This window comes from Amycolatopsis sacchari, from assembly GCF_900114035.1.
Lineage (GTDB): Bacteria > Actinomycetota > Actinomycetes > Mycobacteriales > Pseudonocardiaceae > Amycolatopsis_E > Amycolatopsis_E sacchari.
In genome coordinates, this window is the sequence record NZ_FORP01000009.1 from 48,713 (window position 1) to 62,917 (window position 14,205).

Consider the following 14,205-nt stretch of genomic DNA (forward strand, 5'->3'; position numbering starts at 1 on the left):
ACGGTGATCGGAACTTCTCCCCGGATAAGGAGGTCGGCATGGCCTCGTCTGTCGGTGTCGACGACTACGCCCTCACCAGGGTGCCCCGCAGCGCCCGTTACTCCTGGTGGTCGGTCGCGGTGCAGCGGTTCGGCCAGGTTTCCGCACTGTCCCAGTTCCTGCTCGGGGCCACCGTGGGCTTCGGGATGAGCTTCTGGCCCGCGTTCCTCGCGTTCACCCTCGGTTCGGTCATCCTCGAACTGATCACGATCCTGGTCGGCGTGATGGGCATGCGCGAGGGCCTGTCGACCTCGCTGATCGCCCGCTGGACCGGCTTCGGCCGGGGCGGCGCGGCGCTCATCGGGCTCGCGATCGGGATCAGCCTCATCGGCTGGTTCGGCATCCAGTCCGGCGTTTCGGCGCAGGGCCTGACCAGCCTCATCGGTGTGCTGCCCGACTGGGCGTGGGCGCTGGTGTTCGGGCTCGTCGTGACCGCGATCGTGATGCGCGGGTTCCACTCCATGGCGTGGACCGCCTACCTCATGGTGCCGGCGTTCCTGATCCTCGTCGGCTGGTCGATCATCTCGGAGCTGACCAAGCACGACGTGGGCGCACTGGTGTCGTCCGCGCCGCCAGGCCCGGAAATGACGCTGCTGCAAGGCACCACGCTCGTCGCGGGCGGGTTCATCGTCGGCGCGGTCATCACGCCCGACATGGCCCGGTTCAACCGGTCCGGCGGTGACGTCGTGAAGCAGACGCTGGTCGGCATCACGCTCGGCGAGTACGTCATAGGCATGGCGGGCGTGCTGCTCGCGCACGCCGTGAAGACCTCCGAGATCACCACGATCGTCACCTCTTCGGTCGGCTGGGTCGGCATCCTGGTGATCGTCGCGGGCACCATCAAGATCAACGACTGGAACCTGTACTCGTCCGGGCTCGGCGTCGTGAACTTCGTCGGCACCCTCACGGGCAGGCGGCTCAACCGCGCGGTCGTCACGGGCGTGCTCGGCGTGGTGGGCAGTGTGCTCGCCGCGGCCGGGATCCTCAGCGCCTTCACCGAGTTCCTCACCGTGCTCGGCGTGGCGTTCCCGCCCATCGCGGGGATCATGGTCGCCGAGTACTTCGTCGTGAAGCGCTGGCGGCCCGAGCTCGACGCGGCCCGCGCGTCCGGCACGCTCCCCGAAACGGCCCCGGTGTGGGTGCCCGCGACGATCGTCGTGTGGGTCGCCGCCGCGCTCATCGGCAAGTTCGTCGAATGGGGCCTGCCCAGCATCAACTCCCTCGTCGTCGCGTTCGTGCTCTACGTCGTGGCGGGCAAGCTCGGCCTCGTCCGCGGGGTCGGCGTGAGCCGCACGGCGGACGCGGAACCGGCTCACGCAGTCTGAAAAAGGAGAAACCTGTGCGCATCGGCATCGACGTCGGCGGCACCAACACCGACGCGGTCCTGCTCGACGGCCGGGAGGTGCTGGCTTCGACCAAGACCAGCACCACCGCCGACGTCACCTCCGGCATCGTCGCCGCGATCGACGGCCTGCAACGGCAGCGGGCCTTCGACCCGGCCGCGGTGCAGGCGGTGATGATCGGCACGACCCACTTCATCAACGCGCTGATCGAGGCCCACCGGCTGGCGCCGACCGCGGCCGTGCGGCTGAGCCTGCCCGCGGGCGCCTCGCTGCCGCCGATGGTGGACTGGCCGCAGCGGCTCGTCGACGCGATCGCCGGGCGCAGCTACCTCGCCCACGGCGGGCACGAGTTCGACGGGCGGCACATCTCGGCGCTCGACGCCGACGAGCTGCGCCGCGCCGCCGAGGACATGGGCGAGGCCGGGGTGCGCAGCGTCGCGATCACCTCGGTCTTCTCCCCCGTCAACGCCGAGTTCGAGGCGCGGGCGGCGGAGATCATCAGCGCCGAGCTGCCGGACGTGGCGATCTCGCTGTCGCACGAAATCGGCCGGATCGGCCTGCTGGAGCGTGAGAACGCGACGATCATCAACGCGGCGCTGCGTGAGCTGGCCGCACACATCGTGGACGGGCTGGCGTCGTCGGTCAGCGGGGCAGGCATCACCGCGCCGCTGTACCTCAGCCAGAACGACGGCACGCTGATGGACGTCGACTTCGCGCGCCGGTACCCGGTGGCGACGTTCGCGTCCGGCCCGACGAACTCGATGCGCGGCGCCGCCGTTCTGTCCGGTTTGGACACTTGTGCGGTGGTCGACGTCGGTGGCACGACGAGTGACGTCGGCGTGCTGCGCCAGGGCTTCCCGCGCGAGGCGACGACCGACGTGAGCGTGGCGGGCATCCGCACGAACTTCCGCATGCCGGACGTGCTGTCCATCGGCATCGGCGGCGGCAGCCGCGTGCGGGACGGTGCGGTCGGCCCGGATTCGGTCGGGTACGAGCTGACGTCGAAGGCGCTGGTGTTCGGCGGGGACACGCTCACCGCGACGGACATCGCGGTGGCCGCCGGCCGGGCGGAGATCGGCGACCCGTCGCTGGTGGCGCACCTCGACCGCGACCTCGTGCAGGCGGCGCTGGACCGGATCGCGAGCGACGTGTCCGACGTCGTGGAGCGGATGCGCACCTCTGCCGAGCCGCTGCCGGTGGTCGCGGTCGGCGGTGGTTCCGTGCTGCTGCCCGACAAACTGGCCGACTCCGGCGAGGTGCACCGGCCCGACCACTACGCCGTGGCCAACGCCATCGGTGCCGCGATCGCGCAGATCGGCGGCGAGGTGGACCGCGTGTACGCGATCGAGCCGGGCCGCCGTGACGCGGTGGTCGACGAGGCCAAGCAGGAGGCGGTGGACCGCGCGGTCGCCGCCGGTGCCAGCCCGTCCAGTGTGTCCATCGTGGACTTCGACGAGGTCCCCATTCCTTACCTGCCGGGCAATGCGACGCGCATCCGCGTCAAGGCCGTGGGCGATCTGCAGCTGGGAGCGGCGTCGTGAAGGAGCTGACCCGTGACGATCTGGACGACGTGGCGCGAGGAGCGGCCATCCTCGGCACCGGCGGTGGCGGTGACCCGTACATCGGACGGCTCCTCGCCGCTCAGGCGGTGCGCGAGCACGGGCCGGTTCCCCTCGTGGCGCTGGCAGAAGTCCCCGACGACGCGGTGGTCCTGCCGGTAGCGATGCTCGGCGCGCCCACCGTGATGGTGGAGAAGCTGCCGACCGCCGAGCAGATCGGGCTCGCCGCGAGCACGCTCGCCGGGTACCTCGGCAAGGAGCTGACGCACATCGCGTGTGCCGAGGCGGGCGGGGTCAACTCGCTGATCCCGGTGCTCGCCGCGGCGCAGCTGGGCCTGCCGCTGGTGGACGCCGACGGCATGGGCCGGGCGTTCCCCGAGCTGCAGATGGTGCTGCCGACGCTGTACGGCATCCGCGCGACGCCGATGGCCTACGCCGACGAGAAGGGCAACCGCGGCATCCTGGACACGGTGGACAACCACTGGGCCGAGCGGCTGGTCCGCTCGGCGGCGATCGACATGGGCTGCTCGTCGGCGATCAGCTCGTTCGCCATGTCCGGCGCCCAGGCCCGCGAGTCGATGGTGCCGGGCACGCTGAGCCTGTGCGCGGAGCTGGGCGCGCTGGTGCGGGAGACGAAGTCCGTGGCGGCCGTGGTGGAGCGGCTGCGTGGGCGGATCCTGTTCAGCGGCAAGGTGACCGACGTGGCACGGCGGACCGTCACCGGCTTCGCCCGCGGCGAGGCACGACTGTCCGGAATGGACTCCGACACCGGCGGCGAGCTGCTGCTGCGGTTCCAGAACGAGCACCTGATCGCCGAGCGCGACGGCGTCGTGCTGGCGTCGGTGCCGGACCTGATCTGCACGCTGGACCGGGAAACCGGCGAGGCGGTGACCACGGAGGGCCTGCGGTACGGCCAGCGCCTCACGGTCATCGCCGCACCCGCCGACCCGCGCTGGCACAGCGAAGAGGGTGTCGCGCTCGCGGGACCGCGGTACTTCGGTTATGACATCGATCCGGTGGGAGTTCCCGCGTGAGCTGGTTGTTGACCGAGGAGCACCTCGAAGACCTCGCCCGGGGCGCGGCGGTGCTGGGCACCGGCGGCGGTGGCGACCCGTACGTGGGGCGGCTGCTGGTGCGGCAGGCGATCCGCGAGCACGGGCCGGTGACGATCCTCGACCCGGACGAGGTCGAGGACGACGCACTGGTGATCCCGACCGCGCAGATGGGTGCGCCGACCGTCGTGTTCGAGAAGCTGCCCAGCGGGTCCGAGCCGGAGACCGCCTTGGCAGCCTTGGAAAAGCACCTCGGCGCGAAGGCGACCGCCACGATGCCCATCGAGTGCGGCGGCATCAACTCCATGATCCCGCTCGTCGTCGGCGCCCGCACCGGGCTGCCCGTGGTGGACGCCGACGGCATGGGGCGCGCGTTCCCCGAGCTGCAGATGGAGACCTTCGGCGTCTACGGCGTACCGGGTTCGCCGATGGCGGTCGCGGGTGAGGGCGGCGAGGTCACCGTGATCGACACCGGCTCCGACAACCGGCGCATGGAGTGGATCGCCCGCGGCGTGACGATCCGGCTCGGCGGCGTCGCGCACATCGCCGAGTACTCGATGAGCGGTGCGGACGTGAAGCGCACGGCGATCCCCCGGACGTTGACGCTCGCGTTGAAGGTGGGCCGGGCGATCCGCGAGGGCCGGTCGAGCGACCCGATCGCACGGCTGGAGGAAGCGCTTTCCGAGACGCTGTACTCGAACCTGCGGGTGTTGTTCCGCGGCAAGATCTCCGACGTGGAACGCCGCACCGAAGCCGGGTTCGCCCGGGGCCGGGCGGCGGCGGTGTCGTTCGACGGCGAGCACGAGCTGGGGATCGAGTTCCAGAACGAGAACCTGGTCGCGGTCGTCGACGGCGAGGTGCGGTGCGTGGTGCCGGACCTGATCTGCGTGCTGGACTCCGAGTCCGCGGAGCCGATCACGACGGAGACGTTGCGCTACGGGCAGCGGGTCACGGTGGTGGGCATCTCGACGCCGGACATCATGCGCACCCCGGAGGCGCTCGCCACGTTCGGTCCGGCGGCGTTCGGGCTGCCGCACGAGTTCCGCCCGGTGGAAGCGTGAAGGGGCGCACCGTCGTCCTGATCGGCGGCGGGTCGGGCATCGGGTTCGAGGTGGCGCGGCGGGTCGTCGAGGCGGGCGGGCACGTCGTGCTCGGCGGCCGCACGCCGGAGAAGCTGGCGGCGGCCGCCGAGTCGCTGGGCGACGCGGAGTGGCGGATCGTCGACACCGGCGACCAGGAGTCGCTGGCGGCGTTCTTCGCACCACTGTCGCGAGTGGACCACCTGTTCACGACCGCGGCGACCTACCGGACGGGCCCGATGCGCGAACTCAGCGACGAGGACGCGGAAAGCCCTTTCACGTCCAAGTTCTGGGGGCAGTACCACGCGGTGAAGCACGCCGCCCCGAAGCTGGACCCTGGCGGCTCCGTCGTCCTGATGGCCGGGGCCGCCAGTGTCCGCCCACCCGGCCCGGCGCCGGCTTACGTGGCGTGCAACGCGGCGATCGAGGGGCTCGGCCGCGGACTCGCCGTGGAGCTGGCGCCGGTGCGGGTCAACGTCGTCTCGCCGGGCACGATCGACGGGAACCTGTGGTCGCAGCGCCCGGAAGCGGTGCGGGAGGCGGCGTTCGGGCAGTACCGGCGGGACACGCTGCTGCACCGCGTCGGCACGGAGGCCGACGTGGCGCAGGCGGTGTTCTTCCTGTTCACCAACGAGTTCATGACGGGCTCGACGGTCTACCCCGACGGCGGCTACGGCCTCAGGTAGCGACCGAACCACTCACGCGTGCGGCGCAGCAGGTCGAGCTGGTGCGCACGCTCGCGGATCGCGTGGTTCTCCCCCGGGTACACGACGTACTCGTGGGGCACGTCGAAGTGCCGCAGCGCCCGGTGCAGGAATTCCGCTTGGGAGGGCGGGACGTTCGTGTCCGCACCCCCGTGCACGATCAGCACGGGGGTGCGGATGCGCGACGCATAGGAGATCGGGCTGACGCGGTCGTGCGGGTGCGGGCCGGGTCCCTCCCAGCCGGTGCTGCCGCCGAGCGCGGCCTCGGCGCTGCCGTACTCCCCGGTCGCGGCGAGCATCCCCCAGTCGCTGATGCCCGCGCCGACGAGCGCGGCCTTGAACCGGTCGGTCCGGGTGACCGCCCAGGCCGCCATGAACCCGCCGTGGCTCCAGCCGCCGATGCCGAGCCGCTCCGGGTCGGCGACGCCCTCGGCGATCAGCAGGTCGATGCCGGTGAGGATGTCGGTCCACTCCTCCTGACCGACGCGCCCGGCGACGGTCGCGGCGAACTCGTGCCCGTGGCCCTGCCCACCGCGCGGGTTGGGCAGGAAGACGGCGTGCCCGGCGGTGGCGAGCCACTGCCCGGAGGGGAACCAGCCCAGCCTGAGGCCGTCGGTGTGCCGGCCGTACGGGCCGCCGTGCACGATCGTGACCAGCGAAAACGGCCCGTCGGCGCGGGTTTTGCCCGGGGGCAGGACCAGCAGCCCGTCGAGCTCCAGCCCGTCGGCGGCCCGGTAGGACAGCCGCTCCTGCGTGCCCCAGCGGATGCCGCGCAGTTCCGGGCGCGTGTCGGTGATGCGGGTGAACGGCGGCCCGCACCAGATGTCCGCCGGCTCGTACCGGCTGCTGGCGACGAAGGCGATCCGGTCCCCGCCCGCCGTCAGCGACTCCGCGAGCCCCGGGATGCGCACGACCTCCTCACCGTCGATCCTCCGGACGACGGTGTCCAGCCCCTCCGCGACGAGGACGACCGGCTCGTCACCGGCCTGCGCCAGCTCCACCGGGCACGACGACGTGCCCGCGGTGAGGTTCCGCGTCTCGCCCGTCGCCAGGTCGCGGTCGAACACCGCGAGCCCGCCGACGAGGCCCGGCGGGGTGCGGGCGAGGTAGACCAGGTGCCAGCCGTCCTTCCGCCACCACGTCAGCGACGACGCCTCCGCCTCGACGCGGCCCAGGTCCCGCACAGTGCCGTCCTGCTCCACCAGGTGCAGCTCCGGCCGCTGCAAACCCGGGTCCAATGTGTCCTCGGCCCACGTCAGCACCGCGAGCGGTCCGCCGTCCGGGCGGCGCACGCTCTCGACCACGTGCCGGTCCCCCACATCGGGCAGTGCGTCTTCGGCAGGCTCGGTTCTCCGTGGCGACCCACCGCGAGCCGGGACCTGCCACCACTCCTCGCCCAGCCGGTACGTCACCTGCCGCCCGTCCGGGGAAAGCCCCAGCTCGCGCGGCACGCCGCCCGCCACCACCAGTTCCGCCGTCAGCTCGTCTACCGTCGTCATAGTTGGCACTCTGCCAGCGGAAAGGCGGTCCATGAAGATCACGGCCGATGACGTGCCCGCGCTCGAACGGGGCGTCGCGCTGCTCGGGTCCGGCGGAGGTGGCGACACCAGGACCGGCGCGACCCTGCTCCGCCACCGCCTGCCCGCCACCGTGACCCCCGTCGCCGACCTGCCGCCCGACGCGAACGTGCTGCCCGTCGGCGTGGTCGGCGCGACCGCGGTGTTCACCGAGAAGCTCCCCGGCGGCGACGAGGTGCCCACGGCGATCGCGGCGATGGAACGCTGGACGGGCGTCCACGCGGACGCGCTGATCTCCATCGAGGTCGGCGGGCTCAACGGGCTGATGCCCCTCGTCTCCGCCCACGAGCTCGGACTGTCCGTAGTGGACGCCGACCTCTCCGGCCGCGGCCTGCCGCGCCTGGACCAGCTGTCGGTCGCGACCGCGGGCCGCGGGCTCGCCCCGGCGGTCGTCGCCGAACCCAGCGGGCAGGTGCTCGTGCTCGCCACGGGCTCCGACACCACCATCGAACGCACCGCGCGCGCCTTCCTCGCCAGCTCCAGCGGCTGGGCGATGCTCGTGCTCCCCCCGATCCCCGCCGCGGAACTGCCCGGCTGCGCCGTCCTCGACACGATCAGCGGCGCGCTCGCGCTGGGACGGCGGGTGCTCGCCCTCGGCGAGAGCCCCGACGCGGACCGGCTGGCCGAGGCCGTCGACGGTGACGTGCTCGCCACGGGCCGCGTGCTGGAAGTGTCTCGACGCCTCGGGCCCGGGGAGCACGGGCGGCCCGGGTTCGGCCGCGGCAGTGTCACGCTCATCGACCACCGCGACGGTTCGCTGCTCAGGATCGAGATGGAGAACGAGTACCTGCTGGCCCTGCGGGACGGCCGCCCGGTCGCGTCCACCCCGGACGTGCTGACCGTCGTCGACCGCCGCACGGCCGTGCCCATCGCGTGCGACACCATCCGCGGCGGCGTCGAGGTGGCCGTGCTGCGGTTGCCCGCCGCGCCGTTCTGGACCGATCCGCGGCACCTGCCCGTCATCGCACCCCGCGCGTACGGGATCGACACGGAGCCGGTGCTGCCGTGAACCTGCGCCGGTTGCTGGCCGTACCGGAGTGGGCCGGGTCCGTCCGCGTGCTCGCGGGCGTGACCGGGCTCGACCGTCCACTGCGGACAGTCGTCGCGACGCTGACCCCAGCCCACGAACCCGCACGCGACGAACTGGTGGTCGTCGTCGCACCCGTGTCCCCGGCGGACTGGCGGCTCGACGCGCTGGTGCGGCACAGCGCCGACGCCGGGAGCACCGGGATCCTGCTGCCCGCACTGGAACCGCTGTCCGGCACCCGGCTGCTCGCGGACCGGCTCGGCATCCCCCTGCTGACCAGCACAGCCGATCCGCTGGAGCTGCTCGTCACCGCGCGGCTGCACCTCGCCGCCCCCGACCTCGACCGGGCGGAGCTGGTGATGGCCGCCCACCGCGCGCTCGACGACCGGCCCCGCTCGCCCGAGGAGGTGGTCACGTTGCTCGGCGAACTGCTGCGATCCCCCGTCGCGCTGCTCGACGACCGCGGCCAGCCGCTCGCCGGAGAACTCGCCGAAGCCGGGCTCGTGCGCGTGGAAGAGCCTGTGGCACAACGGATCAGCGTCGACGATGGCGTGCTGCTCGCCCATCCCGCGCGCGGCCTGTGGGTCGCCACCGTGCTGCGCGGCACCGCGGCGGCGCGGGCCGACGTGGTGCCGCCCGCGCTCGCCGTCGCCGCGTCGGCGGTGCAACGGTGGTTGCTGGCGAACAGGCTGGAGCTGGAACGCGACGCGCGCTCGCGCTCCGCCCTGCTCGGTGACCTCCTGCGGCTCGACGACGAGCCCAGCGCGGACCTCCGCCGTCGCGTCGCCGACGCCGGCTGGCGGCTGGGCGGCTGGCACATCGGGTTCCGCCTCGGTGTGTCGTCCACTGTGGACGTGGTGGCGCGGACGCGGGAGGTGGTGCGGGCGCTGGGCGCCGACGACACCGTGGTCGTCGAGCACGGCGAGGGCTGGACGGGCTGGCTGACGCTGGACGCCGAGCCGACAGCCGCCCGGGTCCGCAGGCTCGCCGCCCGGCTGCGGGCCGCGCACAAGGTGCTCGGCCGGACGCTGGACACGCACATGGGCGTCGGCCGTCCGCACCCCCGCCCCGAGGGCCTGGCGACGACCGTCGCGGAGGCCACCGACGCCGCCCGGCTGGCCGCGACCAGGCCGGAGACCGGGCACTTCCTGCACGTCGACCAGCTGGGCCTGGCGCAGCTGCTGCTGGAGTGGACGCGCACCGACACGTTCGAACCGGCGGCCCGCGCGCTGCTGGCCCCGCTGCGGCAGGTGCCCGGCGACCTCGTCCGCACGCTCGCCGCCTACCTGGACGCGGAGTCCTCGCTGGCCGAGACCGCCGCCGTGCTGGGGGTGCACCGCAACACCGTCGCGGCCCGCATCGCCCGCGTCGAACAACTGCTGGGCGTGGACCTGCGCCGCCGCGACGAGCGCCTCGCACTGCACCTGGCCTGCCGCACCGTGACACTGGGAGATTGACGTGACCGACGACCTCTTCGCGCACCCCCGGCTCGCCGCGCTCTACGACGTGCTGGAGGGCGAACGCGACGACCTCGACGCGTACCTGGCCATGGCGGAGGAGTTCGGCGCGCGGCGCGTGCTCGACATCGGTTGCGGCACAGGCACTTTCGCGTTGCTGCTCGCCGCTCGCGGTATCGAGGTCACGGGCGTCGAACCGGCACTCGCCTCACTGGACGTCGCACGCGCGAAGGCCGGCGCGGAGCGCGTCCGCTGGCTGCACGGGGACGCGACCTCCTTGCCACCGATGGAAGTCGACCTCGCCACGATGACCGCGAACGTGGCGCAGGCGATCGTCGACCCCGGCGACTGGGCGGGCACGCTCGACGGCGCGCGGGAGGCGTTGCGGCCCGGCGGGCATCTGGTGTTCGAGACGCGTGACCCGGCGTACCGCGCGTGGGAGGGCTGGAACCGGTCGGCGTCGCACAGCGTGCGGGACGGCGTGGAGAGCTGGGTGGACGTCCTCGACGTGAGCCTGCCGCTCGTGACGTTCCGGTGGACGTACGTTTTCCCCGACGGTGAGACGCTCACGTCGGACTCGACGCTGCGGTTCCGCGAGCGGGAGGAGGTCGAGGCCGACCTGCGCGCACACGGCTACACGGTCGAGGACGTGCGCGACGCACCGGACCGGCCCGGGCGGGAGTTCGTGTTCGTCGCCGTCAGGTGAGCCGGTCGAGGATGCGGTCCAGTGCCGCGAGGTCCTCCGGCGGCAACGCCAGCAGCGACTCCGGCGGCTCCGACAGGATCCGGTTCGCGGTCTCGGCCGCCGCGCGGCCCGCGGCCGTCGGCGTGACGATCTTCGAGCGGCGGTCCTCCGGGCGCACCGTGCGCTCGACGAGGCCCCGCTGTTCGAGGTCGTCCACCAGCACTGTCGCGTATGGACGGTCGATGAGCAGTTCCTCGGCCAGCTCGCGCAAGGTCATCGGCCGCGCCGCCAGCCTGCGCAACGCCTTGGTCTTGACGAAGCTCAGGCCCAGCTCGTCGACGACCCGCTTGCGGCGGTCGTGCCGGACGGCGACCAGGTCCCACAACCGCTCCCACACCCGCACGGCGTCTTCGCTCACGCGGCGACCCTCTCCTCTTCGACGAACCGCTGGGCCGTACCCCGTGCCCACGCCCCGGTCGTGACGAACCCGAGCACGAGCACCGCCAGCCCGCACGCGGCCATGATCTCCCACGCGGGCAGGCTCGCGGGCACGAACCCGGTCTCGATCGGCCCGCGCACCCGCGAGGTCACCACCGCGCCGAGCACCGCGACCCCGAGCGCCCCGCCGACCACGCGGCTGGTGGACGCGACCGCGGCCGCGACCCCGGCCTGCTCACGCGGCATCCCCGAGACCGCGGTGTTGGTGATGGGCGGGTTGACCATGCCGAACCCGATCCCGAACACCAGGTACGTCACCACGAGCAACCACAGCGGCGAGTGCGCGCCCTGCGTCGTGAGCAGCAGACCGGCCGCGGCGATGCCCACCCCGCCGACCACGAGCGGGAGGCGGGCACCCCAGCTCGCCACGATCCGCCCCGACACCGGCGACAACGCGAAGATCATCGCCGCCATCGGCAGGGTCAGCAGGCCCGCGTGCAGCGGCGAGTACCCCCGCACGTTCTGCAGGTAGATCGCGTTCAGGAAGAGGAAACCGCCGAGGCAGGCGAAGGCGCACATGGCGATGAGGGTCGCCCCCGAGAACGGCGCGCTGGTGAAGAACCGCGGGTCGATCAGCGGTTCCGCACGGCGCTTCTCGTACGGCACGAGGCACAGCACGGCCGCGACGGCGAGCGCGAAGCAGCCGATGGTCTGCGGCGAGCCCCAGCCCGCGTGCGGGGCCTCGATGATGGCGTAGGTCAGACCGCCCAGCGCCAGCACGACCAGCAGCTGCCCCACCGGGTCCACCCGGCGGGCCCGCGCCGCCCGCGACTCCGGCACGAACACCGCGGCCAGCACGAACGCGGCCACACCGATGGGGACGTTGATCCAGAAGATCGAGCGCCAGCCGATCGCGTCCACGAGCGCCCCGCCGATCACCGGGCCGAGCGCCATGCTGATGCCGAACACCCCGCCCCACACGCCGATCGCCCGCGCCCGCTCCCGCGGGTCGGTGAAGGTGTTCGTGACGATCGACATGGCGACCGGGTTGAGCATCGAGCCGCCCACCGCCTGCACCATCCGGAACACGATGAGGAGCCCGACGTTCGGGGCGAGGCTGCACAGCAGCGAGCCGATCGTGAACACGGCGAGCCCGGTCTGGAAGGTGCGCCGCCGCCCCAGCCGGTCAGCGGTGGAACCGGAGAGCATCAGCAGGCTCGCCAGTACCAGCGAATACGCGTCCACGGTCCACTGCAGGCTCGACACCCCCGCGGCGAACTCACGCTGGATCGAGGGCAGCGCGAGGTTGACGATCGTGTTGTCCATCGACACGACGAACAGGCTCAGACAGCAGATGGCGAGGACCAGCATGCGACGGCGGTAGGTCAGCTCCGGCAAGAGCAACTCCTGATAGTTGTACGTCTATAACAGTTAGTACTGTACAACTTTTCACCCTGGACAGCCATTCATCCAATGATTTAACGTTTCCTGAGGCTGCTTCGACGGAGAGGATCAGGTCGTGACGGGTGAGAGGCGCAGTGCCGCGTGGTTCGGAGCGACCGGCAGGGCCGGCATGATCTACCGCTCCTGGATGCGCAACCAGGGGTTCGGGCCCGACGTGTTCGACGGGCGGCCGGTCATCGGCATCGCGACGAGCGCGTCCGAGCTGGCGCCGTGCAACGCCCACCTGCACCGCGTCGCCGAGGCGGTCAAACGCGGCGTGTGGCAGGCCGGCGGGTTCCCGCTGGAGTTCCCGACGATGGCCACCGGCGAGACGCTCATGCGCCCCACCGCCATGCTGTACCGCAACCTCATGGCGATGGAGGTCGAGGAGCTGATCCGCGCCAACCCGCTCGACGGCGTGGTCCTGCTCTCCGGCTGCGACAAGACCACCCCGGCGATGCTGATGGCCGCGGCGAGCGTCGACCTGCCCGCCGTGATGGTCACCGGCGGCCCGATGCTCAACGGCAAGTACCGCGGCACCGACGTGGGCTCCGGCACCCACGTGTGGAAGTTCGAGGAGGAGCTCAAGGCCGGGCGCATGTCGCAGGAGGAGTGCTTCTTCGCGGAGGGCTGCATGGCCCGCTCCAACGGGCACTGCATGACGATGGGCACCGCCTCCACCATGGCGTGCATGGCCGAGGCGCTCGGCATGCAGCTGCCCGGCTCGGCGACGTGGCCCGCGGTGGACGCGCGCCGCTTCGAGATCGCCCAGAGCGCGGGGCAGCGCATCGTGGCGATGGTCGAGGAGGACCTGCGCCCGTCGAAGATCCTCACGCGCGAGGCCTTCGAGAACGCGATCCGCGTCAACGCCGCGATCGGCGGCTCCACCAACGCGCTCGTCCACCTGCTCGCGATCGCCGGCCGCGCCGAGGTGCCGCTGAAGCTCGAGGACTTCGACGCGCTCGCCCGCGCCGTGCCGACGCTGGTGAACCTCATGCCGTCGGGCAAGTTCCTGATGGAGGACTTCTGCTACGCGGGCGGGCTGCCCGTGGTGCTCAAGGAGCTGCTGGACCACGACCTGCTGCACGCCGGCAGCATCACCGTCACCGGCAAGAGCGTCGCCGACAACGTCGCCGGCGCGGAGAACTACGGCCCCGAGGTGATCACCAGCGTCGCCGAGCCGTTCCAGGCCCCGGGCACCGGAACCGCGGTGCTGCACGGGAACCTGGCCCCGAACGGGGCGGTGATCAAGCAGTCCGCCGCGTCACCGCACCTGCTCACCCACACCGGTCCGGCGCTCGCGTTCGACACCGTCGAGGACTACCACGCCGTCGCCGACGACCCCGACCTCGACGTCACCCCCGACACGATCCTGGTGATCCGCGGGGCCGGCCCGAAGGGCTACCCCGGCATGCCGGAAGTGTCCAATGTGGCCTTGCCCGCGAAGCTGCTCAAGGCCGGGATCACGGACATGGTCCGCATCTGCGACGGGCGGATGAGCGGCACCGGCTACGGCACGGTCGTCCTGCACGTCGCACCGGAATCCGCCGTCGGCGGCCCGCTCGCGCTCGTGCGCAGCGGCGACCGGATCACCCTCGACGTGCCGAACCGGTCGCTGACGCTGCACGTGGACGACGAGGAGCTGGCCGCCCGGCGCGCCGCGTGGCAGCCGCCGGAATCCACCATCACCAGCGGGTACGCCTGGCTGTACACGCAGCACGTCGGGCAGGCCGACACGGGCGCGGACTTCGACTTCCTGCGCGGGCGGCGCGGCCACACCGTGCCCCGCGACTCGCACTGAG

Annotated in this window: 12 protein-coding genes; 9 read left to right on the plus strand and 3 right to left on the minus strand. The window is 72.3% G+C overall.

Annotated elements, in window-relative coordinates; all coding sequences use genetic code 11:
* Positions 1-38 precede the first annotated feature (38 nt).
* The 5 genes from BMZ92_RS17040 to BMZ92_RS17060 are packed head-to-tail and all read left to right on the plus strand — an operon-like array spanning position 39 to position 5,758.
* Positions 39-1,364, plus strand: coding sequence for a purine-cytosine permease family protein (locus BMZ92_RS17040; RefSeq protein ID WP_091508542.1), 1,326 nt, complete (start codon positions 39-41; stop codon positions 1,362-1,364).
* 14 nt (positions 1,365-1,378) lie between these two features.
* Positions 1,379-2,923 carry a hydantoinase/oxoprolinase family protein gene (locus tag BMZ92_RS17045; protein ID WP_091508544.1) on the plus strand — a complete coding sequence of 515 codons (1,545 nt, stop codon included), beginning with the start codon at positions 1,379-1,381 and terminating at the stop codon, positions 2,921-2,923.
* Positions 2,920-3,975, plus strand: coding sequence for an S-methyl thiohydantoin desulfurase family protein (locus BMZ92_RS17050; protein WP_091508547.1), 1,056 nt, complete (start codon positions 2,920-2,922; stop codon positions 3,973-3,975). The genes BMZ92_RS17045 and BMZ92_RS17050 overlap by 4 nt, the downstream gene beginning before the upstream one ends.
* Positions 3,972-5,054 carry an S-methyl thiohydantoin desulfurase family protein gene (locus tag BMZ92_RS17055; RefSeq protein ID WP_091508548.1) on the plus strand — a complete coding sequence of 361 codons (1,083 nt, stop codon included), beginning with the start codon at positions 3,972-3,974 and terminating at the stop codon, positions 5,052-5,054. Before BMZ92_RS17050 ends, BMZ92_RS17055 begins: the two co-directional genes overlap by 4 nt.
* The gene (locus BMZ92_RS17060; RefSeq protein ID WP_091508551.1) at positions 5,051-5,758 is read left to right on the plus strand and encodes an SDR family oxidoreductase; all 708 of its coding nucleotides are present in this window, start codon (positions 5,051-5,053) and stop codon (positions 5,756-5,758) included. The genes BMZ92_RS17055 and BMZ92_RS17060 overlap by 4 nt, the downstream gene beginning before the upstream one ends.
* Here the strand turns inward: BMZ92_RS17060 and BMZ92_RS17065 are convergent.
* Positions 5,743-7,275, minus strand: coding sequence for an alpha/beta hydrolase family protein (locus BMZ92_RS17065; RefSeq protein WP_218153478.1), 1,533 nt, complete (start codon positions 7,273-7,275; stop codon positions 5,743-5,745). The genes BMZ92_RS17060 and BMZ92_RS17065 overlap by 16 nt on opposite strands.
* Positions 7,276-7,306: 31 nt before the next feature.
* Here BMZ92_RS17065 and BMZ92_RS17070 point away from each other — a divergent pair, with 31 nt between their 5' ends.
* Genes BMZ92_RS17070 through BMZ92_RS17080 form a run of 3 tightly spaced genes read left to right on the plus strand, consistent with a single transcriptional unit; the run spans position 7,307 to position 10,543 of the window.
* Complete coding sequence (locus BMZ92_RS17070) at positions 7,307-8,362, plus strand: S-methyl thiohydantoin desulfurase family protein (RefSeq protein ID WP_091508555.1); 1,056 nt, start codon at positions 7,307-7,309, stop codon at positions 8,360-8,362.
* Positions 8,359-9,837: a PucR family transcriptional regulator gene (locus tag BMZ92_RS17075; RefSeq protein WP_091508557.1), complete on the plus strand. Its 1,479-nt coding sequence runs from the start codon at positions 8,359-8,361 to the stop codon at positions 9,835-9,837. Before BMZ92_RS17070 ends, BMZ92_RS17075 begins: the two co-directional genes overlap by 4 nt.
* A 1-nt stretch (position 9,838) precedes the next feature.
* Positions 9,839-10,543, plus strand: a complete 705-nt coding sequence (locus BMZ92_RS17080) for a class I SAM-dependent methyltransferase (RefSeq protein WP_091508560.1) — start codon at positions 9,839-9,841, stop codon at positions 10,541-10,543.
* Here BMZ92_RS17080 and BMZ92_RS17085 read toward each other — a convergent pair.
* Positions 10,536-10,940, minus strand: a complete 405-nt coding sequence (locus BMZ92_RS17085; protein ID WP_091508562.1) for a MarR family winged helix-turn-helix transcriptional regulator — start codon at positions 10,938-10,940, stop codon at positions 10,536-10,538. The two genes, BMZ92_RS17080 and BMZ92_RS17085, sit on opposite strands and share 8 nt — an antisense overlap.
* Positions 10,937-12,358, minus strand: coding sequence for an MFS transporter (locus BMZ92_RS17090; RefSeq protein WP_091508564.1), 1,422 nt, complete (start codon positions 12,356-12,358; stop codon positions 10,937-10,939). The genes BMZ92_RS17085 and BMZ92_RS17090 overlap by 4 nt, the downstream gene beginning before the upstream one ends.
* A 121-nt stretch (positions 12,359-12,479) precedes the next feature.
* Here BMZ92_RS17090 and BMZ92_RS17095 point away from each other — a divergent pair, with 121 nt between their 5' ends.
* A complete protein-coding gene (locus BMZ92_RS17095; protein ID WP_091508566.1) occupies positions 12,480-14,204 on the plus strand; it encodes an IlvD/Edd family dehydratase in 1,725 nt (574 codons plus the stop codon).
* Position 14,205 lies beyond the last annotated feature (1 nt).

Bases quoted from the DNA above. Each gene is read 5' to 3' on its own strand.
- BMZ92_RS17040 (WP_091508542.1), top strand. From the start codon at position 39: ATGGCCTCGTCTGTCGGTGTCGACGACTACGCCCTCACCAGGGTGCCC.
- BMZ92_RS17065 (WP_218153478.1), bottom strand. From the start codon at position 7,275: ATGACGACGGTAGACGAGCTGACGGCGGAACTGGTGGTGGCGGGCGGC.
- BMZ92_RS17070 (WP_091508555.1), top strand. From the start codon at position 7,307: ATGAAGATCACGGCCGATGACGTGCCCGCGCTCGAACGGGGCGTCGCG.